The organism is Streptomyces sp. DS1-CR2 (genome assembly GCF_055760475.1).
Genome location: NZ_CM147085.1, coordinates 2,681,820 through 2,703,706, shown reverse-complemented (window position 1 = coordinate 2,703,706; position 21,887 = coordinate 2,681,820). Strand labels below are relative to the sequence as shown.

The window sequence follows — 21,887 nt, the reverse complement described above, 5'->3', positions numbered from 1 at the left end:
CGGCGCGTTAGGTACTGTCGGCGACGATGCACAAGACCCTGATCGTGACCAACGACTTCCCGCCCAGGCCCGGTGGCATCCAGGCGTTCCTGCACAACATGGCGCTCCGCCTGGACCCCGAGCAGCTCGTCGTCTACGCCTCCACCTGGAAGCGCACCCGCGAGGGCGTCGAGGCGACCGCCGCCTTCGACGCCGAGCAGCCCTTCACCGTCGTCCGCGACCGTACGACGATGCTGCTGCCGACGCCCCGCGTCACCCGGCGCGCGGTGGGCCTGCTCAAGGAGCACGGCTGTACGTCCGTGTGGTTCGGCGCGGCCGCCCCGCTCGGCCTGATGGCACCGGCGCTGCGCAAGGCCGGCGCCCGGCGCCTGGTGGCCACCACCCACGGGCACGAGGCCGGCTGGGCGCAACTGCCCGCTTCGCGCGGGCTCCTGCGCCGCATCGGTGAGTCGACGGACACGCTCACGTATCTCGGCGAGTACACGCGGTCGCGGATAGCCGCCGCGCTGACGCCCGCCGCGGCGGGGCGGATGGTGCAGCTGCCGCCGGGTGTGGACGAGAAGACGTTCCACCCCGGCTCCGGCGGCGACCTCGTGCGGGCGCGGCTCGGACTGACGGACCGGCCCGTCGTCGTGTGCGTCTCGCGTCTCGTGCCGCGCAAGGGGCAGGACACGCTGATCCTCGCGATGCCGCGGATCCTGGCGGCCGTCCCGGACGCGGTACTGCTCGTCGTGGGCGGTGGCCCGTACGAGAAGGAGCTGCGGGGGCTCGCCGCGGAGACGGGTGTCACCGACTCGGTGCGCTTCACGGGGGCCGTGCCGTGGTCGGAGCTGCCCGCGCACTACGGGGCGGGCGACGTGTTCGCCATGCCGTGCCGGACCCGGCGCGGCGGCCTCGACGTCGAGGGCCTCGGCATCGTCTACCTGGAGGCGTCGGCAACGGGCCTGCCGGTCGTGGCGGGCGACTCCGGCGGGGCGCCGGACGCGGTGCTCGACGGGGAGACGGGCTGGGTCGTCAGGGGAGGTTCGGCGGAGGAGGCCGCGGACCGGATCGTGGCGCTGCTCGGCGACGCGGAGTTGCGGCGGCGCATGGGGGAGCGGGGGCGTGAGTGGGTCGAGGAGCGGTGGCGGTGGGATCTGCTGGCGGAGAAGCTGCGCGGACTGCTGTGACGCCGAACGCCGGACGGGCTGGATGATCCATCCAGCCCGTCCGGCGTTCGAGGACAAGGGGCGCGGGGTGCGGGGGCTCAGCCCCGCAAGCTCGGCCCCGCAAGGCTCAGCCCTGGTAAAGCGCCTCGATTTCGTCCGCGTAGTCCTTCGCCACTACGTTGCGCTTCAGCTTGAGGGACGGCGTCAGGTGACCCGACTCCTCCGTGAACTGGATCGGCAGGATACGGAACTTGCGGACCGACTCCGCCTTGGAGACCGCCGCGTTGCCGTCGTCCACGGCCGCCTGGATCGCCGCGAGGAGATCCGCGTCGTCCCGCAGCGACACCGCCGTCGAGTCGGCCGGCTTGCCGTGCTCGGCGGCCCAGCGGCCGAGGAACTCGTCGTCGACCGTGACGAGCGCGCCGACGAAGGGGCGCCCGTCGCCGACGACCATGCACTCGGCGACCAGGGCGTGCGCACGGATGCGGTCCTCGATGACGGCCGGGGCGACGTTCTTGCCGCCCGCCGTCACGATGATCTCCTTCTTGCGGCCGGTGATCCGGAGGTAGCCGTCCTCGTCGAGCGTGCCGATGTCGCCCGTGTGGAACCAGCCGTCGGCCAGCGCCTCCTCGGTCGCGGCCTCGTTGTTCCAGTAGCCCGAGAACAGGTGCTCGCCATGCAGCAGCACCTCGCCGTCGTCGGCGATCCGGACCACGGAACCGGGCAGCGGCTGGCCGACCGTGCCGATCTTCTGCCGGTCCCACGGGTTGAAGGCGGTGGCGGCGCAGGACTCGGTCAGGCCGTAGCCCTCCAGGACCGTGAAGCCGATACCGCGGAAGAAGTGGCCGAGGCGCTCGCCGAGCGGGGCGCCGCCGGAGATCGCGTACTCGCCGCGGCCGCCGAGGACGGCGCGCAGCTTCGAGTAGACGAGCTTGTCGAACGTCTTGTACTTCAGCTTCAGACCGATGGACGGGCCCTTGGGGGTGTCCAGGGCGCGGCTGTACTCGATGGCCGTGTCGGCCGCCTTGTCGAAGATCTTGCCCTTGCCGTCGGCCTGCGCCTTGGCGCGCGCCGAGTTGTAGACCTTCTCGAAGACGCGCGGCACACCCAGGATCAACGTCGGCCGGAACGCGGCCAGTTCATCGGTGAGGTGCTTGATGTCGGGGGCGTGGCCCAGCTTGATCGGGGCCATCAGCGAGGCGACCTCGACCAGGCGGCCGAAGACGTGCGCGACGGGCAGGAAGAGCAGCACTGAGCACTCGCCCGTACGGAACAGGGGCTTGAGGCGCTCGACCACGTTCCCGCACTCGGCGAAGAAGCTGCGGTGCGTGAGGACACAGCCCTTGGGGCGGCCCGTGGTGCCCGAGGTGTAGACGATCGTCGCCGGGTCGTCGGCTTTAGCGACCGCGCTGCGCTCGTCGACGGTCACGTCGGAGACCTCGGCGCCCGCGCGGTCCAGCTCCTGGACACCGCCGGCGTCGATCTGCCAGACGTGGGTGAGGCCGGGGAGGCCGTCGCGCACGGACTCGACGGTGGCCTCGTGCGCGGCGCTCTCGACCACGCAGGCCACGGCGCCGGAGTCGCCGAGGATCCACTGGATCTGCTCGGCGGAGCTGGTCTCGTACACCGGGACGGTGATCGCGCCGGCGCTCCAGATCGCGAAGTCGAGGAGCGTCCACTCGTAACGGGTACGGGACATCAGGCCGACCCGGTCGCCCGGCTGCACGCCGGAGGCGATCAGGCCCTTGGCGGCGGACCGCACCTCCGCGAGGAAGGTGGTGGCAGTGACGTCCTGCCAGGTGCCGTTCACCTTGCGGGCGATGACGGCGACGTCGGGGTGCTGCGCGGCGTTTCTGCGGACGATGTCGGTCAGATTGCCGTCCGCGGGGACCTCGTACAGGGCCGGAAGGCTGAACTCGCGCAAGACTGCTGCTCCTCATAGGGCACCGGCGCCACGGCATTGTGTGAGTCGACGATGCGGTCCAAGATCGGGCAGGTGCTCAGCTGCTGAAGCAGTGGTAGCCCCAGTGGTTGAAATGCTGAGCACTACTGGACTGCCCGGACGTTACCCACCGGTACTGCTTTTCCGGTAGGGGGTCCAGGCCAGATGTTCGCTGCGTCACACGCCGTGTAACTGCTCCGCCGACCCTAGTCCACCGAATCGGCCAATAGGAAGTAACCGCAGGTCCGGCCCCCTCTACCCACGATTCCCACACAGTTCTAGGGTGATCGCATGCGCGTACATGTGGTCAGCGATGTGCACGGAAACTCCACAGACCTCGCCCGGGCGGGAGACGGGGCGGATGCTGTCGTCTGCCTCGGTGACCTGGTGCTCTTCCTCGACTACGCAGATCATTCGCGCGGCATCTTCCCCGAACTGTTCGGTGTGGAGAACGCGCACCGCATCGTCGAACTGCGCACCGCCCGCCGCTTCGAGGAGGCACGTACGTTCGGAGCCGGGCTGTGGGCCGGGATCGATCGCGGGACCGCCATCGAGACGGCGGTCCGCAAGCAGTACGCCGAGCTCTTCTCGGTGTTCCCCACGCCGACGTACGCCACCTACGGCAACGTCGACATCCCGCACCTGTGGTCCGAGTACGCCGGACCAGGCACGACCGTCCTCGACGGCGAGCGCGTCGAGATCGGCGGCCTCGTCTTCGGCTTCGTCGGCGGCGGACTGCGCAGCGCCATGCGTACCCCGTACGAGATCAGCGACGAGGAGTACGCCGCCAAGCTCGAGGCCGTCGGGGAGGTCGACGTGCTGTGCACGCACATCCCGCCGGACGTCCCCGAACTCGTCTACGACACCGTCGCCCGCCGCTTCGAGCGCGGCAGCCGTGCCCTCCGGGAGGCGATCCTGCGTACCCGCCCCCGGTACTCCCTGTTCGGCCACGTTCACCAGCCGCTCGCCCGCCGTATGCGGATCGGGGCGACGGAGTGCGTCAATGTCGGCCACTTCGCGGGGTCGGGCAGGCCCTGGGCCCTGGAGTGGTGACAGGGCCGCCGCCGGTGCGCGGTAGCCTTCACGCGATACACACCACCCCTCAGCGGACCGCATCTGGAGGAGCCACCGCGATGGCGGAACACACCAGCTCGAGCATCACGATCGAGGCGGCACCGGCCGATGTCATGGGGGTGATCGCCGACTTCGCCCGCTACCCCGACTGGACGGGAGAGGTGAAGGAGGCCGAGGTCCTCGCCAAGGACGGCGCGGGCCGCGCCGAGCAGGTGCGACTCGTCATGGACGCCGGAGCGATCAAGGACGACCAGACCCTGGCCTACACCTGGACCGGGGACAACGAGGTCTCCTGGACCCTGGTCAAGTCCCAGATGCTGCGCTCCCTCGACGGCACGTACCTCCTCAAGCCGGCCGGCACGGGCACCGAGGTCACCTACCGCCTCACGGTCGATGTCAAGATCCCCATGCTCGGCATGATCAAGCGCAAGGCCGAGAAGGTCATCATCGACCGCGCCCTCGCCGGCCTGAAGAAGCGCGTGGAGACGAAGTAGCTTCCCGTACCCGCGTCCGGCGGCCCGCCGACTTGGTCCGGCGGCCTGCCGGGGGCGACCTGCGCCCCAGGTAGCCTCACACCCCATGCGCACCGTTCTGGTAACCGGCCCCGGCGGCTCCGGCCGGACCACCGCCGCCGCGGCCACGGCCCTCTCCGCCGCCCGCCGCGGAGCCCGCACCCTCGTGCTCTCGGCGGACCCTACGGACACGCTCGGGGCCGCCCTCGCCACCCCCACGAGCGCGGCGCCGACGTCCGTCGAACCCGGTCTCACCGCGATACGTCTCGCCCCGGCGGACCGCTTCCGCGAGGACCTCGCCGGCCTCCAGGAAAAGGCCGCGTCCGCCCTCGACCTCCTGGGCGCCACCCGGCTCGACGCCGAGGAACTCACCCCGCTGCCCGGCAGCCACGAACTGGCCCTGCTCCGCGCCCTGCGCGACAGCGCCCACGGTCCCTACGACCTCGTCGTCGTCGACCTCCCCCCGGCGCCGCAGGCCCTCGCCCTGCTCGCCCTGCCGGAACAGCTGCGCCGCTATCTGCGCCGGCTGCTCCCCCCGGAACGGCAGGCCGCCCGCGCCCTGCGCCCCCTCCTCGGCCGCCTCGCCGGCGTCCCCATGCCCGCGGAGTGGCTGTACGAGACAGCGGACCGCTGGGACACCGAACTCGCCGCCGTCCAGGCCGTGATCGAGGACCCGCACACCACCGTGCGCCTCGTCGCCGAACCCACGCCCACCGCGGCCGACGTCCTGCTCACCACGACCACCGCCCTTGCGCTGCACGGCCTGCGCGCCGACGCGCTGCTCGCCTCCCGCCTGCTCCCCGACGGCTCCACCGACCCGTGGCTCACCGACGCCGCCGCCCGCCAGCGCAAGGTCGTCGCCGCCTGGCAGGGCACGTACGACGTGCATGAACTGCCGCATCTGGGCCGTGACCCGCGCGGCGCCGACGACCTGGCCGCGCTCGGCGCACCGCCGGTCCCGCCCGCGCCGCCCGCCCTCGCCTGGCCCGTCGAGGACCGCATCGCCGACGAGGGCGTCCTCGTGTGGCACCTGCCGCTGCCGGGCGCCGTCCGGGAGGACCTCGGTCTGGTGCGGCGCGGCGACGAACTCGTCGTCACCGCCGGACCGCTGCGACGCATCGTCGCCCTGCCGTCGGCGCTGCGCCGCTGCACCGTCGCCGGTGCAGGCCTGCGCGACGGCGTCCTGCGCATCCGGTTCACTCCCGACCCCGGCCTGTGGCCGCGGGGACGGTGAACCGACTACCGCCGTTCGGGTAACGTCGAAGGTACGCACCCACCTGGTACGCACTCACCCATATACGTTCTCGCAGGAGTCAGCCGTCATGAGCGACGCCACCGAGCAGCCCGCACCCGAGGCCGACGCCGACGCCTGGGAGAAGGCGTGCGCCGAGGACCTCGCTGAGGAGAAGGCCCGCCGCCGTGCCCAGCACGGGCCCCCGCCCGGCTCGGCCGCCGAGGAGCTGCGCAAGCTCGTCGACGCCGTCGCCGAAAAGCTGTCAGGGCTCCAGTCGCCGCTTCTCGGCGCGGTCGCCCAGGGCACCGCGCAGCTGGTCGTCAGCGAGGTCGTCAAGCAGGCGAAGGCGGCCGTCGAGCCGGTCGTCGAACGCAACCCCGAGGTCTTCGACCACCTCGCCGCCGCGGGCAACGAACTGCTCGCCGCCTACCGCTCCGCCGTGGAGCGCCAGGAGCAGCGCTGGACCCAGCGATCATCGGGCGCCCAGGCCGGACGGGCCGCCGCGGACGACACGGACCCCCGTGACGAGGGCCCCGAGGGGCCTTCAAAAGGTGAACACATCGACCTCGACTGAGAGCCGCTCGGGTACGGTGGGCCGTAGCGGGGCTCGACCGAACTGAGGGATTCATGGGACTCACCATCGGCGTCGACATCGGCGGCACAAAGATCGCGGCCGGCGTGGTCGACGAGGAAGGCAACATCCTCTCGACGTTCAAGGTGCCGACTCCCAGCACGTCCGAGGCCATCGTTGACGCGATCGCCTCGGCCGTCGAGGGCGCACGGGCAGGACACGAGATCGTCGGCGTGGGCATCGGCGCCGCCGGATACGTCAACCGCCAGCGCTCCACGGTCTACTTCGCGCCCAACATCGACTGGCGCCAGGAACCGCTGAAGGAAGAGGTCGAGAAGCGGGTCGGCCTGCCGGTCGTCGTCGAGAACGACGCGAACGCGGCGGCCTGGGGCGAATACAAGTTCGGCGCGGGCAAGGGCCACCGGAACGTCATCTGCATCACGCTCGGCACCGGCCTCGGCGGCGGCATCATCATCGGCAACAAGCTGCGCCGCGGCCACTTCGGCGTGGCCGCCGAGTTCGGCCACATCCGGATGGTGCCGGACGGCCTCCTGTGCGGCTGCGGCAGCCAGGGCTGCTGGGAGCAGTACGCCTCCGGCCGCGCGCTCGTCCGCTACGCCAAGCAGCGCGCCAACGCGACCCCGGAGAACGCGGAGATCCTGCTCGCGCTGGGCAACGGCACCCCGGACGGCATCGAGGGCAAGCACATCTCGGTCGCCGCGCGCCAGGGCGACCCGGTGGCGGTGGACTCCTACCGCGAGCTGGCCCGCTGGGCCGGAGCCGGCCTCGCCGACCTGGCCTCGCTCTTCGACCCGTCGGCGTTCATCGTCGGCGGCGGACTCTCGGACGAGGGCGAGCTCGTCCTCGACCCGATCCGCAAGTCCTACAAGCGCTGGCTGGTCGGCGGCAACTGGCGCCCCGTGGCGGACGTCATCGCGGCCCAGCTCGGCAACAAGGCGGGCATGGTCGGAGCGGCGGACCTGGCACGGGAGCCCGACCCGATCATGTGAGACCGGCTGCTTCAGCCACCGAGCGCCCGCCGTTTCCCCGGAGAAACGGCGGGCGTTCGTCGTATCTTGATCGTCATGGTCACCGGATCGCTCCCCAACTCCCGCACCGAACCCGACGGTTCGGCCGTCGTCCGGGTGCTCAGCTACAACATCCGCTCGATGCGCGACGACACCGCCGCGCTCGCCCGCGTCATCGCGGCCTGCGCCCCCGACCTGGTCCTGATCCAGGAGGCGCCCCGGTTCTTCCGCTGGCGCAAGAAGCTCGCCCGGCTCGCGGCCGCCTCGGACCTGGTGGTCCTCTCGGGCGGCGCGAGTGCGGCGGGCCCGGCGCTGCTCTGCTCCCTGCGCGCCACCGTCGAACGCACCGAGGACGTCCTGCTGCCCCTCACCCCCGGACTGCACCGGCGTGGCTTCGCGACCGCCGTCGTCCGCTTCGGCGGCGCCAGGATCGGCGTACTGAGCTGCCATCTGAGCCTGCAGAAGGACGAGAGGTACGCGCAGGGCGGGATGCTCCTCGACCGGCTCGCGGCGCTCGGTGTCGAGCACGCCGTCGCGGGCGGTGACCTCAACGAACGCCCCGGCGGCCGCACGTTCCGACGTCTCGCCGAGGCACTCCAGGACGCCTGGGCCACGAAGCCGTGGCTCGGCGAGTACACCTCGACGCCGTCCGACCCGCATCAGCGCATCGACGCGATCCTCGCGACACAGGGCGTCGAGGTCCTCGGCTGCGGGGTCCCGGTGGGCATGCCGGGGGTGCGCGAGGACGACCTGAGGGCGGCCACGGACCATCTCCCGGTCCTGGCCGCCCTCAGGGTTCCCGCCGCCCGGGGCTGACGCGGGTCAGACGACCGCGCCGCGCCCCGGATCGTCGTCGTCATCGTCGCCCTGCATACGCATCACGAGCGTGCCGAAGCCGCCGAGGAAGCCACCGACGCAGACCGTCGTGAGCCACCACGTCATCTGCCATCCGAGCAGCACGGCCAGCAGCATCAGGACCGGGCCGCCGATCACGGCGAGCCAGGCGAACTTGGCGGTGACGTCTGCCTCGGGCAGTGGCGGGGGCTCCGGGGGCACGAAGTGGCCCTCTTCGTCGGCGTCGTTGTCCGACGGCTCCGACGGTGAGTAGTCGCGGGGGCCGCCGACGCCGGGTGCGAAGGAGACAGAGGAGCCGAGCGGCGTCGCGGGCCTGCCGGTCTTGCCGGCGCCCGGCTCCGAGCTGTTCGTCTCCGGACCGTTCGTCTCGGAGCCGTCCGTATCCAGGTCGGGCAGGGCCAGGTCCTCGATCGGCTTGAACGGCCTGGCGCCCGGCGGGTCCGGCGGCTCCGTGCCGTACCCGGCGACGATGGCGGCCCAGACGGCGTCCTCGTCCACGGGCTCGCCGGCGTCCCCGGCAGCCGCGGCTGCTTCCGCGGGGGGCTGCTGTTCCTTGCCGAGCTGCGCCGGACCGGGCAGCGCCGCGCCCGACGCCGCCGTCTCGGCGGACGCGTCCTCCGGCTCGCGGCTCTCGTCGCCGGCGGGCTCACGTCGGTCCTGCTCAGCCACCGGTGGCCGTCCCTTCCTTACCGACACTGGGCGCGAGCCGGCCGATGAACGCAAAGCTCTCGTCGAAGATCCGGTCCGCGTCATGGTCCAACGTCGCGACGTGGTAGCTCTGTTCCAGCAGGATCTCCTCGACGTCCGTGGACGAGATCCTGCTGAGGACGCGCGCCGAGTCGACGGGCGGCACGACATGGTCCTGGGTGCTGTGCAGGACCACCAACGGCTGTGTCACCTGCGGCAGGTCACGGTCGACGATGCGGAAGAAGTTCCGCAGGGAGTGTGCGGCGTGCAGCGGCACCCGGTCGTACCCGATCTCCGCCGAGCCCTCCTTCGCGATGTCGCTGGCGATCCCCTTCGTCGTGCGCACGAGGTGCCGGGCCACCGGGAGGGCGTGCGCGGCGAGGCCGTGCACCTTGTTCCCCGGGTTCACCAGGACCAGGCCCGCCACCTCGTCCCCGTGCTTGGCCGCGAGCCGCAGCGCGAGGGCGGCGCCCATCGACAGACCGAAGACGAAGACCTGGGAGCACCGGTCCCGCAGCTCGCGCAGGGCGCGGTCCACCTCCGCGTACCAGTCCTGCCAGCCGGTGACCTGCATGTCCTCCCAGCGCGTGCCATGACCGGGCAGCAGGGGGAGCGAGACGGTGAGGCCGCGCCCGGCGAGGTACTCCGCCCAGGGGCGCAGCGACTGGGGGGAACCGGTGAAACCGTGACAGAGGAGGACGCCGACCTCGCCGCCCTCGTGGCGGTACGGCTCGGCTCCAGGAATGACCGGCACCTTCGGTCTCCTGTTCGTGAGAGGGGAATCGCCCAGGACTGCGGGCCGTACTTCACCGTACGCGACCGCGCTGACACCGACCAGGGCCGTCGGGCACCCGGACCTGCGGCGCGGGTTAAGGTCTGATCCACGCACGAGGGAAGGCAGTGGGTTGATCTACGGCGCAATGAAGGTGGCCATCGGAGGGCCGCTGAAGCTCGGTTTCAGGCCCTGGGTGGAGGGTCTCGAGAACATTCCCGCCGAGGGTCCCGCCATCCTGGCCAGCAACCACCTGTCCTTCTCGGACTCCTTCTTCCTGCCGGCGGTGCTCGACCGCAAGGTCACCTTCATCGCGAAGGCCGAGTACTTCACGACACCCGGTGTGAAGGGCAAGCTCACGGCCGCGTTCTTCAAGGGCGTCGGCCAGCTCCCCGTGGACCGCTCCGGTTCGCGCGGCGCGGGAGAGGCCGCCATCAAGAGCGGCATCGAGGTCCTGGAGCGAGGTGAGCTGTTCGGTATCTACCCGGAGGGCACCCGCTCGCCCGACGGCCGCCTGTACCGCGGCAAGCCCGGCGGCCTCGCGCGCGTGGCGCTCGCCACCGGCGCGCCCGTCATCCCGGTCGCGATGATCGACACCGAGAAGATCCAGCCCCCCGGCAAGGTCATGCCCAAGCTGATGCGTCCCGGCATCCGCATCGGCAAGCCCCTCGACTTCGGCCGCTACCAGGGCATGGAGCACGACCGGTTCGTGCTGCGGGCCCTGACCGACGAGGTCATGTACGAGATCATGAAACTCTCCGGCCAGGAGTACGTCGACATGTACGCGACCGCCGCCAAACGGCAGATCTTGGACGCGGCGAAGGCCGAGGCCAAGGCGGAGAAGGAAGCCAGGGCCGAGAAAGAGGCCGCGGAGAAGGAAGCCAGGGAGAACAAGAGCGGCGGCACGGAACGGCCGGCCCCCTAGCAGCGTCGTCGTTCTGAGAGCGGTCGTTTCGGGAGCGGTGGTTCGGGGGGTGGGTGCGTGGCCAGGCGTGAGCGCGTGATGAGGATGTCCGTCGAGCAGCCGCTGTGGCGCGCGCTGACGGCGTACCGGCTGCTGACGATGCTGTACGCGATCGGCCTGTTCGTCACCGCTCAGGACAGGTTCGTACGTCCCTGGGTGGCGATCGGGTACTTCGCGGTCCTCGTCGTGTGGACCCTGGCCACCCTGCCGAGGGTCGCGAACGCCGCGAGCTGCACCAAGCGCTTCCTGACCGCCGACCTGATCGTCGCGCTCGCCGGCATCCTGCTCACACCGGTCGCCGTCGAGCACAGCCGGATCGTGGCGGGCGGCCCCACCCTGCCGTCGATCTGGACGGCCGGCGCGGTCCTCGCGTACGCGGTCAAGGGCGGCTGGCGGTGGGCGGCATTCGCCTCGCTGCTCGTCGGCGTCGCGAACGTGCTGCAGCGCGGCGCCTTCAGCCGCGACACCCTCCACAACGTCCTGCTCGTGTGCATCGCGTCGATCGCCATCGGCTACGTCGTCGAGGTGGCCCGCGCCTCCGAGCGCACCCTCGCCCGGGCCCTGGAGATCGAGGCGGCCACCCGCGAGCGGGAGCGGCTCGCCCGCGACATCCACGACGGAGTGCTCCAGGTCCTCGCCATGGTGCAGCGCCGCGGCACCGCCCTGGGCGGCGAGGCCGCCGAGCTCGGCAGGATGGCCGGCGAGCAGGAGGTGGCCCTGAGGACCCTGGTCGCCGGCGGTCTCGTGCCCGCCTCGCGCGCCTGTGAGGACGCCTCGCAGGGCGCGCTCGTACGGGCCGTGGAGGAGCCGGACGAGCTGCCCGACACCTCGGCGCCCAGCGATCTGAGGTCGCTGCTCGCGCTGCACGCCGGGGCGCGGGTGAGCTTCGCCGAGCCGGGCGCCCCGGTGTTCCTCGCGCCGGTCGCGGCCAAGGAACTCGCGGCGGCTGTCAGCGCCGCCCTGGACAATGTGCGCAGGCACGCGGGGACGGACGCCCGGGCCTGGATCCTCGTCGAGGACGAGCCCGACGCGGTGATCGTGACGGTGCGGGACGACGGACCCGGCATCCCGGAAGGGCGTCTCGCGCAGGCCGAGGGGGAGGGGCGGCTCGGCGTCGCCCAGTCCATCCGCGGCCGGCTGCGGGACATCGGCGGCACCGCCGAGCTGATCTCGGTCCCGGGACAGGGCACCGAGGTCGAACTGAGAGTTCCGAAGGTTTCACGGGGGAAGGCGGGATCGGGAAGATGACCGGGCAGCAGCAGGAAGGCGCCGCCGCAGGCGCGATCAGGGTCATGGTGGTCGACGACCATCCGATGTGGCGCGACGCCGTCGCGAGGGACCTCGCCGAGGCGGGCTTCGACGTGGTGGCCACCGCGGGCGACGGCGAGCAGGCGGTGCGCCGGGCCGGCGCCGCCGCACCCGACGTCCTCGTGCTCGACCTGAATCTGCCGAAGAAGCCCGGCGTCCAGGTCTGCAAGGAACTCGTAGGCGCCAACCCCGCCCTGCGTGTCCTCGTCCTGTCGGCGAGCGGGGAACACGCCGATGTCCTGGAGGCGGTGAAGTCCGGCGCCACCGGCTATCTGCTGAAGTCGGCGTCCACCGAGGAGCTGACCGACGCGGTGCGCCGCACGGCGGCGGGCGACCCCGTCTTCACCCCGGGGCTCGCGGGCCTCGTCCTCGGCGAGTACCGGCGCCTCGCCTCCGAGCCCGCGCCCGCCGCGGGCGCCGGCGAGCCCAAGGCCCCGCAGCTCACCGAGCGCGAGACCGAGGTCCTGCGCCTGGTCGCCAAGGGCCTGAGCTACAAGCAGATCGCCGAGCGGCTCGTCATCTCGCACCGCACCGTGCAGAACCATGTGCAGAACACCCTGGGCAAGCTCCAGCTGCACAACCGCGTCGAGCTGGTCCGATACGCCATCGAGCGCGGTCTCGACGAGGCGTGAGCGCCCTCTCGGTCTCCTGAAGGATCACCACACAAAGGTCAACTCCCTCACTCTTCAATGGAATTCACCCTTCGCGTGCTGCCGAAGTGACATGGATGACTATTAGCGTGACCCGTGTCAGCTCACAGTGCTGTGGCGAAGGGACATTTCCATGCGGGTCGGAGTACTGACCGGAGGCGGCGACTGCCCCGGACTCAACGCCGTCATCCGGGGCATCGTCCGCAAGGGCGTGCAGGAGTACGGCTATGACTTCGTCGGCTTCCGGGACGGCTGGCGCGGGCCGGTCGAAGGCGACACCGTAAGGCTCGACATCCCGGCCGTCCGCGGCATCCTGCCCCGCGGCGGCACCATCCTCGGCTCCTCGCGCACCAACCCCCTCAAGGTCGAGAACGGCATCCGCCGCATCAAGGAGACCCTCGCCAAGGAGGAGGTCGAGGCACTCATCGCGATCGGCGGCGAGGACACCCTCGGCGTCGCCGCGCGCCTCACCGACGAGTACGGCGTGCCCGTCGTCGGCGTGCCGAAGACCATCGACAACGACCTGTCCGCCACCGACTACACCTTCGGCTTCGACACCGCCGTCGGCATCGCGACCGAGGCCATCGACCGGCTGCACACCACCGCCGAGTCCCATATGCGGGTCCTGGTCTGCGAGGTCATGGGCCGCCACGCGGGCTGGATCGCGCTCCACTCGGGCCTCGCGGGCGGCGCCAACGTCATCCTCATCCCCGAGCAGCGCTTCGACGTCGATCAGGTCTGCGCCTGGGTGACCTCCCGCTTCAAGGCCTCGTACGCCCCGATCGTCGTCGTCGCCGAGGGCGCCATGCCCAAGGACGGGCAGATGGTCCTGAAGGACGGGACGCTCGACTCCTTCGGGCACGTCCGCCTCTCCGGAGTCGGCGAATGGCTGGCCAAGGAGGTAGAGCGGCGCACCGGCAAGGAGGCGAGGACCACGGTCCTCGGCCACATCCAGCGCGGTGGCACCCCGAGCGCCTTCGACCGCTGGCTCGCCACCCGCTTCGGGCTGCACGCCATCGAGGCCGTGCGCGACCGCGACTTCGGGAAGATGGTCGCGCTGCGCGGCACGGACATCGTCCGGGTGCCGATCGCGGAGGCGACCGCCCGGCTGAAGACGGTCGATCCGGCGCTGTACGAGGAGGTCGGGGTCTTCTTCGGCTGAGGCGCGAGGCCGCGGTCGACGCCCGGAGTGACGCCGGGGGTGGGCGGGGCGAGGTCCTCCCACTCCCGGGTGTCGGGGGGTTGCCCGGCCCGTATATTCGCCATAACCGGCACACGCGTCATAACCGGCACACGCGACGCGATACGGAAGAAACGGGAGCAGTCGTGGAGATCCTCGCATTCGGCGTGCAGTCCGACGAGAAGCCCCTCATGGAGAAGGCGTTCGAGGGGCATCACGAGGTCCGCTGCCTGGGCGTCTTCCTCAACGAGGACACGGCCCCCATCGCGGCCGGCTACGAGATCATCTCCACCAGCGTCAACGCCAGCCTCAACAACCGCGTCCTGCAGACCCTCGCCGCCGGCGGCACGCAGATGATCGCCCAGCGCTCCACGGGCTTCAACAACATCGACCTGGAGGTGGCCGAGCGCCTCGGCCTGACCGTCGCCCGCGTCTCGTACTACTCGCCGTACTCCGTCGCCGAGTTCGCCTGGACCCTCGCGATGGCCGTCAACCGCCGTGTCGTCCGCGCCTCCAACCGCACCCGCGACTTCGACTTCAGGCTCGACGGGCTGATGGGCCGCGACCTGCGCGGCCGCACCGTAGGCGTCCTCGGCACCGGCAAGATCGGCGAGGCGTTCACCCGGATCGCCCACGGCTTCGGCATGAACCTCCTCGGCTGGGACATCGCCGAGAACCCCGCCTGCGTCGAACTCGGCATGAAGTACGTCGACAAGGAGCGCCTCTTCACCGAGGCCGACCTGATCAGCCTGCACGTACCCCTGCTCCCCGCCACCGAGCACCTCGTCGGCAGCGCCGCCCTGCGCACCATGAAGGACGACGCGATCCTGGTGAACTCCAGCCGCGGCGGCCTCATCGACACCAAGGCGCTCGTCTCCGAGCTGCGCGAGGGCCGCTTCACGGGCGTCGGCCTCGATGTGTACGAGGCCGAGGCCGGGCTCTTCTTCCTCGACAAGTCGCTCGACGTCGTCGAGGACGACACCCTGGCCCGCCTCGTCACCTTCCCGAACGTCCTGGTCACGTCCCACCAGGCGTACTACACCGTGGACGCGGTGAACCAGATCATCGAGACCACGGTGGCCAACGTCCTCGACTACCGGGCGGGCCGGCGCTCCGAGAACGTCCTCGTGCCCTCAGCGCCCAAGAGCTGAGCCAGCAGCTCCCGCACGACATCGGCCCCGCGCAGCGACAGCACCGACTCCGGGTGGAACTGAACCCCCGCCACTGCATTTTTTGGCGCGCCTCCGGCACGACCCGGCCCGCGCAGCGCATGCACCTCGCCGCTCGCCGCGTCCCGGCTCACCTCGACGCCGTGCGCGGCCAGCTCCACCGCCGCGTCGTCGTCGCAGCGCGCCACGAAGCTGTTGTAGAACCCGACGGTCTCGCTCCGCCCGAACAGATCGATGTCCGTCTGCGCGCCCTGGTACGGCACCTCCTTGCGGACGATCTCCAGGCCCAGCTCGGCCGCGAGAAGCTCATGGCCGAGGCACACGCCGAGCACGCCGTGCCGGTGATCACGCAGCACCTCGGCGGTCAGCGCGCGCAAGAAACGCATCTTCGGGTCCGCCGCGTCAGAGGGGTTGCCCGGTCCGGGGCCCAGGACGACGGGTCCCTCGTGGGCGAGCACGGCCTCCCGCAGCCCCGGCTCGTCATAGCGCCGCACGGAGACCGTGAGCCCCGACGACCGCAGCAGATGCGCCAGCATCGCCGTGAACGTGTCCTCGGCGTCCACCACCAGCGCGTGCCCCTCCAGATCCGCCGCCTTCTCCTGCATCCGCAGCCAGAACGGCGCCAGCGCCGCCCGCCGCCCGTCGAGCGCCGCCTGCACCCGCGGATCGTCGGCGAGCGCGGGCCGCACGCCCTCGCCGCGCGGCCGCCCGGGCCGCACCCCCAGCGCGGCAAGGACCCCGGCCGCCTTCGCGTGCGTCTCCTGGACCTCGCTCGCCGGGTCGGAGCCGCGCACCAGCGTCGCCCCGACCGGCACCCGCAGCCTCCCGCCCGCGTCGATGTCGGCCGTACGGATCAGGATCGGCGAGTCCAGGGTCTGCGCCCCGCCCGCGTCCCGCCCGACCAGCGCGAGCGCCCCCGCGTAGTAGCCGCGCCCGCCGACTTCGTGCCGCTCGATGACCCGGCACGCGTTCTGCACCGGCGACCCCGTGACGGTCGCCGCGAACATCGTCTCCTTCAGCACGTCGCGCACATCCAGCGAGGACCGGCCCCTCAACTCGTACTCCGTGTGCGCGAGATGGGCCATCTCCTTCAGGCGCGGGCCGATCACGACCCCGCCCATGTCGCCGACGGTGCACATCATCTTGAGCTCCTCGTCGACGACCATCGACAGCTCCTCGATCTCCTTCCCGTCGGCGAGGAAGTCCAGCAGGTGCTCGGGCGTCGGGCCGTCGGCCGGGTAGCGGTACGTGCCGCTGATCGGGTTCATGACGACCGTGCCGCCGGACATCCGCACATGCACCTCAGGGCTCGCCCCGACCAGTACCCTCTCGCCGGTGTGCACGACGAACGTCCAGTACGCGCCTCGCTCCCCGGCGAGCAACCGCCGGAACAGCGCGAGCGCATCGGCCCGCCCGAACTCCCGGATCTCACCCTCGTACGTCCGCCGGATCACGAAGTTGGCGCCTTCGCCCTGTCCGATCTCCTCGCGCAGGACCCGTTCCACGATGTCCGCGTACTCGGCGTCGTCAACGTCGAAGCCGCCGTCCGACACGCGGACGTCATGGGCCGGGAGCTGTGCAAGGACCTCGGCCAGCGGCAGCTCGTACGTCTCCTCGGGGGTGAGCACCGCGAGCGGGGTGCCGTCGTCGCGGACGTCGAAGCCGCGCTCCCTGATCTGCCGGAACGGCACGAGGGCGAGGCCCTCGGGGATGTCGGCGAGTCGCTCGTACGTGTTCACCGGGCCGACCAGGAGTTCCACGGTGTCGGTGTTCCCGGCGGCACGGCCCGGCGCGCGGCGGCGCAGCAGGGCGAAGGGTCGGTCGTCGTGCAGCAGCTCGGACAGGTCCATGGCAGGTGATTCCTCTTCCAGACTCCGGTGACGGAGAGGAACGGCCAGGTCCCGGAAAACACTGAAGGCCGCCCTCGGGCGGCCTTCGCTTCGCTGTACGCGCAGTCAGTGGGCCGCCGGGTGAGCGGTCCACCACCAGTTACGGGTCGTGTGCGCGAACATGGGCGGAACCCTACCCGATGGGCAGCTCATCTGTGGGCGACGCGTCTCAAAGGGTGAGCGGTCGGATGGACCACCGACATGACCCCGTAATGTTGAGGATGTGACCGTGAACGCTAAGACCAGCGCAAGCGCTGGCAACACCTGGCGAGACCTGCCCGCGGCGCAGCAGCCCGAGTACCCCGATGCCGAGGCTCTGCGCGATGTGATCGCGGACCTCGAGTCGTATCCGCCGCTCGTCTTCGCGGGCGAGTGCGACCAGCTGCGCGCCCGACTGGCGGCCGTCGCCAAGGGAGAGGCGTTCCTCCTCCAGGGCGGCGACTGCGCCGAAGCCTTCGACGCGGTGTCGGCCGACCACATCCGTAACAAGCTCAAGACGCTGCTCCAGATGGGTGCCGTCCTCACCTACGCCGCCTCGGTGCCGGTCGTGAAGGTCGGCCGCATCGCCGGCCAGTACTCCAAGCCGCGCTCCAAGGGCACCGAGACCCGTGACGGCGTGACCCTGCCGACGTACCGCGGCGACTCGGTCAACGGCTTCGAGTTCAACGAGAAGGCCCGCATCCCGGACCCCGAGCGCCTGAAGCGGATGTACAACGCGTCCGCCTCCACGCTCAACCTGGTGCGCGCCTTCACCACCGGCGGCTATGCCGACCTGCGCCAGGTGCACGCCTGGAACCAGGACTTCGTGAAGTCGTCCCCGTCCGGCCAGCGCTACGAGCAGCTCGCCCGCGAGATCGACAACGCGCTGAACTTCATGCGCGCCTGCGGCACCGACCCGGCCGAGTTCCAGACGGTCGAGTTCTACTCCTCCCACGAGGCGCTGCTCCTCGACTACGAGTCGGCGCTGACCCGCGTGGACTCGCGTACGGGCACCCTGTACGACGTGTCGGGCCACATGGTGTGGATCGGTGAGCGCACCCGCCAGCTGGACGGCGCGCACATCGAGTTCGCCTCGAAGATCCGCAACCCGATCGGCATCAAGCTCGGCCCGACGACGACGCCCGAGGAAGCGCTGCAGTACATCGAGCGCCTCGACCCGGACGGTGAGCCCGGCCGCCTGACCTTCATCGTCCGCATGGGCGCCGACAAGGTCCGGGACAAGCTCCCGGAGCTGGTCGAGAAGGTCACCGCATCCGGCGCCACCGTCGGCTGGATCACCGACCCGATGCACGGCAACACGTACGAGGCGGCCTCGGGCCACAAGACCCGCCGCTTCGACGACGTGCTCGACGAGGTCAAGGGCTTCTTCGAGGTTCACAAGGCGCTCGGCACGCACCCGGGCGGCATCCACGTCGAGCTCACCGGTGACGACGTCACGGAGTGCGTGGGCGGCGGCGACGAGATCTTCGTCGACGATCTGCACCAGCGCTACGAGACGGCCTGCGACCCGCGTCTGAACCGCAGCCAGTCCCTCGACCTGGCGTTCCTGGTGGCGGAGATGTACCGCGACCAGTGATCTTGCAGTGAATGCCGTGGGGCGCGGATCACATTGATCCGCGCCCCACGGCACTTTTGTGCTCCGCGCCCGGCGGGTAAGGTTAGGTTAGCCTCACCGTTCATTAGGGCGGGAGCAACGAACCGGTCCTGATCGCTGGGAGGTGAACCGCGTGTACGTCTGCAACTGCTTCGGTGTGACCGAGAACCAGGTCAAGAAGCACGCGGATGACGGTGCGTGCACCCCCCGCCAGATAGCGTCGGCCTGCAAGGCCGGCACGGACTGCGGTTCGTGCGTACGCCGCATTCAGGCGCTGCTCGGCCGCGGATCCTGCCAGCGTCGCGAGCTGGTCGACCAGGGAAGGCCCGCCCTGACGGCCGACCCGAACGCCCTCGTGGACCTTCCGGACGCCGCCTGAGGCTCCGCCCGAGGCTCCGCCCGAGAGTTTGCGGCTGCTAGCTAGCTACTTGTCCGTCTCTGGCTGTCCGGCTCTAGCTGTCCGGCTGCTCGATCTGCTGGGCCAGGTACAGCGCCTCACCGAGACTCTCGAGCAGCTCCAGCTGGGTGTCGAGGTAGTCGATGTGGTGCTCCTCGTCCTCCAGGATGTCCTCGAAGATCCGCGCCGACGTCACATCGCCCTTGGCCCGCATGACGTCGATGCCGCGCTTGAGGCGGTCGATCGCCTCGACCTCGACCTGCCGGTCGGCCTGGAACATCTCCGTGACAGTCTGCCCGACCCGTACGTGGAAGAGCCGCTGGTAGTTCGGCAGGGCATCGAGGAAGAGAATCCGTTCCGTCAGCCGGTCCGCGTGCTTCATCTCGTCGATGGACTCTGCACGGGTGGACTTCGCGAGCTTGGTCCAGCCGTTGTTGTCCTGGATCCGGTAGTGGAGCCAGTACTGGTTGATGGCCGTCAGCTCGCCCGTGAGCTGCTCGTTGAGGAATTCGATGACCTCGGGGTCGCCCTGCATCGCAGAGGCTCCTTCCACGCGGTGGACTCGGCAGGTTTCGCGCATCCTCGCACCGGCACCGAAAACCGTCCAGTAAGTGCACGCTTAGTATGAGTTGCCCGTTTCGAAGGCGGTCAGACTCTCGCTGGTCACGTCCACTGCCCGGGGTCTGTCAGGATGGAGGCATGGGTCAGCCGGTGGGTCGCGAGTCTGGGGGAGCAGTGCAGTCGGAGCTTCCACCGGGACAGCGTCTCCAGCGGGGCTGGCCGGTCACGCACTACGGCCCGGTGCCCAAGTTCCGCCCCGAGCGCTGGGAGTTCAGGGTCTTCGGCGCCACCGCCGACGGGGACAAGCGCTGCTGGACGCACGAGGAGTTCTCCGCCCTGCCGTACGGCACGGTCGTGGCCGATCTGCACTGCGTCACGAAGTTCAGCATGCTCGGAGCCGAGTGGGGCGGCGTGCCCGCCGCGACGATTCTCGAACTGGCACCGCCCGCGCCCGCCGTCACCCATGTGATGGTCTGGGCCGAGTACGGCTTCAGCGCCAATCTCCGCCTTGAGGACTTCGCCGCCGACCGCACGATTTTCGCCACCCACAAGGACGGTGAACTCCTCACCGCCGAACACGGCTTCCCGCTCCGTCTCGTCGTGCCCCATCTGTACGCCTGGAAGGGCCCGAAGTGGGTCCGCGGCATCGAGTACATGACGGCCGACCGCCGCGGCTTCTGGGAGGAGCGCGGCTATCACAACGTCGGCGACCCCTGGCGGGAGCAGCGCTACTCGTACCAGGAAGAGCCCGGGGACGGCCCCGAGCTCTGAGTCCTGGCGCTTCTCGTACGGTCTGCCAGTGGTCGTACGGTCCGTCAGTGGTGGTTCAGTGGTGGTACTGGTGCACCACCGCGTGGCCCTTGCCGCGGCCGATCATCCACTTGTTGACCGGAGTGGTCACCACGAAGGCGATCGCCAGTGAGGCCGCGAGCGCGCCCCAGAAGAGGCCGTCCGCCAGATGGGCGTCCATCGCGTCCGGCCACAGCGCGATCACGCCGTTGTCGATCAGCTCCATGACGGCGATGGACAGGGTGTCCGCGGCGAGCGCGACCCGGAACGCGGTCCTGAAGTCGACGCCGGCCTTCAGGATGCCGCGCAGCGTGAGCGCATAGCCGAAGAAGAACGCGAGCACGATCGCCAGAATCATCGTCGGCAGGTTGCCCCAGCCGAACGCCGTGCCGATGACCATGCCGAGGACCTCGCCGATGGCGCACCCCGTGAGGCAGTGGAGGGTCGCCTGCGCGGCCATGGACCAGCTGACCTTGCCGAGGCCGCCGTGACCGGCGTGGGCGTGCTCGTGCTGGTCGTGATCTGCGTGGTGCTCGTGTCCGGCGTGCGTCTCGTGCTTCATGAGTTCCCCCGACGTCAGAGAGCGGTTCCTGTCGCTGACAAGAACCGTATACCCCCTAGGGGTATTCCTCAGGCGATCTCCGAGGCGATCTCCTAGCGCTTACGGAGCTCCTTCAGGCGGGCCACGTCCGCCGCGTAACCCTCCTTGCCGCCGGGCGTCTCGAGGATCAGCGGCACGTTCTCGGTCGCGGGGTGGGCCATCAGGGCGCGGAACGGCTCGGCGCCGATGTGGCCGGAGCCGATGTTCTCGTGTCGGTCCTTGTGCGCCCCGACGACGTCCTTCGAGTCGTTGGCGTGGATCAGCTTGAGGCGGCCCTCGCCCACGGTGTCCACGAGCAGGTCCAGGGTCTGCCGCATGCCGTCGGGGCCGGTCAGGTCGTGGCCCGCCGCGAAGATGTGGCACGTGTCCAGGCAGACACCCAGCTTCGGGTGCGCGTCCAGCGCGTCGAAGTACGGCCCGAAGTCCCAGGTCCGCGAGCACAGCGAGGAGCCCTGGCCCGCGGTCGACTCGAGCAGGAGGTACGGGTCGTCGTCATGGGTCAGCTCGTCGAGCAGCGGCAGCATGCGCTCCCGCACCTGCGCGAGCGCCACCTCACGCCCACGGCCGCCGGTCGCCGAACCCGTGTGCACGACGACGCCGAGCGCGCCTATCTCCCGGGCCCGGCGCAGCGAGTGCCGCAGCGACTGAACGGACTTCTCCACGGTCGCCTCGGTGTGCGAGCCGAAATTGATCAGATAGGGCGCGTGGACGTACGCCGGAATCCCCTCGGCGGCGCAGGCCGCGCGGAACTCCTCGTCCTGCTTCGGGTTGCCGGGAGGCGTCGCCCAGCCCCGCGGGTTGGCGACGAAGACCTGGACGGTCTCGGCCTCCAGCTCGCGCGCGTACGAGAGCCCTACGGAGGCCAGGCCGCCGGCGACGGGGACATGGCTGCCGACCGGGTTACGGGGGAGGGAATCGGTGCTGCTCACCGGTCAAGGGTGGCACGCGCGCGTGGGCGCTCC

23 protein-coding genes are annotated in these 21,887 nt (G+C 70.6%); 15 read left to right on the top strand and 8 right to left on the bottom strand.

Annotation, left to right across the window (positions count from 1 at the left end; genetic code table 11):
* The first annotated feature begins 26 nt into the window (after positions 1-26).
* Entirely contained in the window at positions 27-1,169 is a 1,143-nt protein-coding gene (locus ACY0PA_RS13305) for a glycosyltransferase family 4 protein (protein WP_473084812.1), read from the top strand.
* Positions 1,170-1,275: 106 nt separating this feature from the next.
* Here the strand turns inward: ACY0PA_RS13305 and ACY0PA_RS13300 are convergent, their stop codons facing one another.
* Positions 1,276-3,072, bottom strand: coding sequence for an AMP-dependent synthetase/ligase (locus ACY0PA_RS13300; RefSeq protein ID WP_473084811.1), 1,797 nt, complete (start codon positions 3,070-3,072; stop codon positions 1,276-1,278).
* Between the two features lie 309 nt (positions 3,073-3,381).
* On the opposite strand from ACY0PA_RS13300, the gene ACY0PA_RS13295 reads away from it, so the two are divergent.
* The 6 genes from ACY0PA_RS13295 to ACY0PA_RS13270 all read left to right on the top strand — a co-directional run bounded on the left by ACY0PA_RS13295 (position 3,382) and on the right by ACY0PA_RS13270 (position 8,325).
* Positions 3,382-4,143 (top strand): metallophosphoesterase family protein, encoded by a 762-nt coding sequence (locus ACY0PA_RS13295; protein WP_473084810.1) that lies wholly within the window; start codon positions 3,382-3,384, stop codon positions 4,141-4,143.
* An 80-nt stretch (positions 4,144-4,223) separates the two neighbouring features.
* A complete protein-coding gene (locus ACY0PA_RS13290; RefSeq protein WP_100592176.1) occupies positions 4,224-4,658 on the top strand; it encodes an SRPBCC family protein in 435 nt (144 codons plus the stop codon).
* An 85-nt stretch (positions 4,659-4,743) separates the two neighbouring features.
* Positions 4,744-5,910, top strand: coding sequence for an ArsA family ATPase (locus ACY0PA_RS13285; RefSeq protein ID WP_473084809.1), 1,167 nt, complete (start codon positions 4,744-4,746; stop codon positions 5,908-5,910).
* A gap of 88 nt (positions 5,911-5,998) precedes the next feature.
* Entirely contained in the window at positions 5,999-6,484 is a 486-nt protein-coding gene (locus tag ACY0PA_RS13280; protein ID WP_473084808.1) for a DUF5304 domain-containing protein, read from the top strand.
* Between the two features lie 53 nt (positions 6,485-6,537).
* Positions 6,538-7,491, top strand: a complete 954-nt coding sequence (locus ACY0PA_RS13275; protein ID WP_473084807.1) for an ROK family glucokinase — start codon at positions 6,538-6,540, stop codon at positions 7,489-7,491.
* Positions 7,492-7,566: 75 nt separating this feature from the next.
* The gene (locus ACY0PA_RS13270) at positions 7,567-8,325 is read left to right on the top strand and encodes an endonuclease/exonuclease/phosphatase family protein (protein WP_473084806.1); all 759 of its coding nucleotides are present in this window, start codon (positions 7,567-7,569) and stop codon (positions 8,323-8,325) included.
* A gap of 6 nt (positions 8,326-8,331) precedes the next feature.
* Here ACY0PA_RS13270 and ACY0PA_RS13265 read toward each other — a convergent pair whose 3' ends face one another.
* Together ACY0PA_RS13265 and ACY0PA_RS13260 are read right to left on the bottom strand one after the other, a co-directional pair.
* Entirely contained in the window at positions 8,332-9,033 is a 702-nt protein-coding gene (locus tag ACY0PA_RS13265) for a hypothetical protein (RefSeq protein ID WP_473084805.1), read from the bottom strand.
* Entirely contained in the window at positions 9,026-9,805 is a 780-nt protein-coding gene (locus ACY0PA_RS13260) for an alpha/beta hydrolase (protein ID WP_473084804.1), read from the bottom strand. Before ACY0PA_RS13260 ends, ACY0PA_RS13265 begins: the two co-directional genes overlap by 8 nt.
* 154 nt (positions 9,806-9,959) lie before the next feature.
* On the opposite strand from ACY0PA_RS13260, the gene ACY0PA_RS13255 reads away from it, so the two are divergent.
* The 5 genes from ACY0PA_RS13255 to ACY0PA_RS13235 all read left to right on the top strand — a co-directional run bounded on the left by ACY0PA_RS13255 (position 9,960) and on the right by ACY0PA_RS13235 (position 15,076).
* Positions 9,960-10,748: a lysophospholipid acyltransferase family protein gene (locus tag ACY0PA_RS13255; RefSeq protein ID WP_473086308.1), complete on the top strand. Its 789-nt coding sequence runs from the start codon at positions 9,960-9,962 to the stop codon at positions 10,746-10,748.
* Between the two features lie 57 nt (positions 10,749-10,805).
* Complete coding sequence (gene macS, locus ACY0PA_RS13250) at positions 10,806-12,035, top strand: MacS family sensor histidine kinase (RefSeq protein WP_473084803.1); 1,230 nt, start codon at positions 10,806-10,808, stop codon at positions 12,033-12,035.
* Entirely contained in the window at positions 12,032-12,727 is a 696-nt protein-coding gene (locus ACY0PA_RS13245) for a response regulator (RefSeq protein WP_454403030.1), read from the top strand. The genes macS and ACY0PA_RS13245 overlap by 4 nt, the downstream gene beginning before the upstream one ends.
* A 151-nt stretch (positions 12,728-12,878) precedes the next feature.
* Positions 12,879-13,907: a 6-phosphofructokinase gene (locus tag ACY0PA_RS13240; protein ID WP_356283516.1), complete on the top strand. Its 1,029-nt coding sequence runs from the start codon at positions 12,879-12,881 to the stop codon at positions 13,905-13,907.
* Between the two features lie 164 nt (positions 13,908-14,071).
* Positions 14,072-15,076, top strand: a complete 1,005-nt coding sequence (locus tag ACY0PA_RS13235; protein WP_473084802.1) for a 2-hydroxyacid dehydrogenase — start codon at positions 14,072-14,074, stop codon at positions 15,074-15,076.
* Here ACY0PA_RS13235 and ACY0PA_RS13230 read toward each other — a convergent pair.
* Entirely contained in the window at positions 15,019-16,944 is a 1,926-nt protein-coding gene (locus tag ACY0PA_RS13230; RefSeq protein WP_473084801.1) for an anthranilate synthase family protein, read from the bottom strand. The genes ACY0PA_RS13235 and ACY0PA_RS13230 overlap by 58 nt on opposite strands.
* 105 nt (positions 16,945-17,049) lie before the next feature.
* Positions 17,050-17,106 (bottom strand): trp operon leader peptide, encoded by a 57-nt coding sequence (locus tag ACY0PA_RS13225; RefSeq protein WP_351255831.1) that lies wholly within the window; start codon positions 17,104-17,106, stop codon positions 17,050-17,052.
* Positions 17,107-17,206: 100 nt separating this feature from the next.
* On the opposite strand from ACY0PA_RS13225, the gene ACY0PA_RS13220 reads away from it, so the two are divergent.
* The gene (locus ACY0PA_RS13220) at positions 17,207-18,559 is read left to right on the top strand and encodes a class II 3-deoxy-7-phosphoheptulonate synthase (protein ID WP_406107290.1); all 1,353 of its coding nucleotides are present in this window, start codon (positions 17,207-17,209) and stop codon (positions 18,557-18,559) included.
* Positions 18,560-18,701: 142 nt separating this feature from the next.
* Positions 18,702-18,956 (top strand): (2Fe-2S)-binding protein, encoded by a 255-nt coding sequence (locus ACY0PA_RS13215; protein ID WP_473084800.1) that lies wholly within the window; start codon positions 18,702-18,704, stop codon positions 18,954-18,956.
* Positions 18,957-19,029: 73 nt separating this feature from the next.
* Here the strand turns inward: ACY0PA_RS13215 and bfr are convergent, their stop codons facing one another.
* Complete coding sequence (gene bfr, locus ACY0PA_RS13210; RefSeq protein ID WP_473084799.1) at positions 19,030-19,509, bottom strand: bacterioferritin; 480 nt, start codon at positions 19,507-19,509, stop codon at positions 19,030-19,032.
* 164 nt (positions 19,510-19,673) lie between these two features.
* Here bfr and ACY0PA_RS13205 point away from each other — a divergent pair, with 164 nt between their 5' ends.
* Complete coding sequence (locus tag ACY0PA_RS13205) at positions 19,674-20,306, top strand: sulfite oxidase-like oxidoreductase (protein ID WP_227294259.1); 633 nt, start codon at positions 19,674-19,676, stop codon at positions 20,304-20,306.
* A gap of 55 nt (positions 20,307-20,361) precedes the next feature.
* Here ACY0PA_RS13205 and ACY0PA_RS13200 read toward each other — a convergent pair whose 3' ends face one another.
* Positions 20,362-20,886 carry a DUF4396 domain-containing protein gene (locus ACY0PA_RS13200; protein WP_473084798.1) on the bottom strand — a complete coding sequence of 175 codons (525 nt, stop codon included), beginning with the start codon at positions 20,884-20,886 and terminating at the stop codon, positions 20,362-20,364.
* Positions 20,887-20,978: 92 nt separating this feature from the next.
* On the bottom strand, positions 20,979-21,854 hold the full coding sequence (locus ACY0PA_RS13195; RefSeq protein WP_473084797.1) for a deoxyribonuclease IV: 876 nt from the start codon (positions 21,852-21,854) through the stop codon (positions 20,979-20,981).
* Between the last annotated feature and the right edge of the window lie 33 nt (positions 21,855-21,887).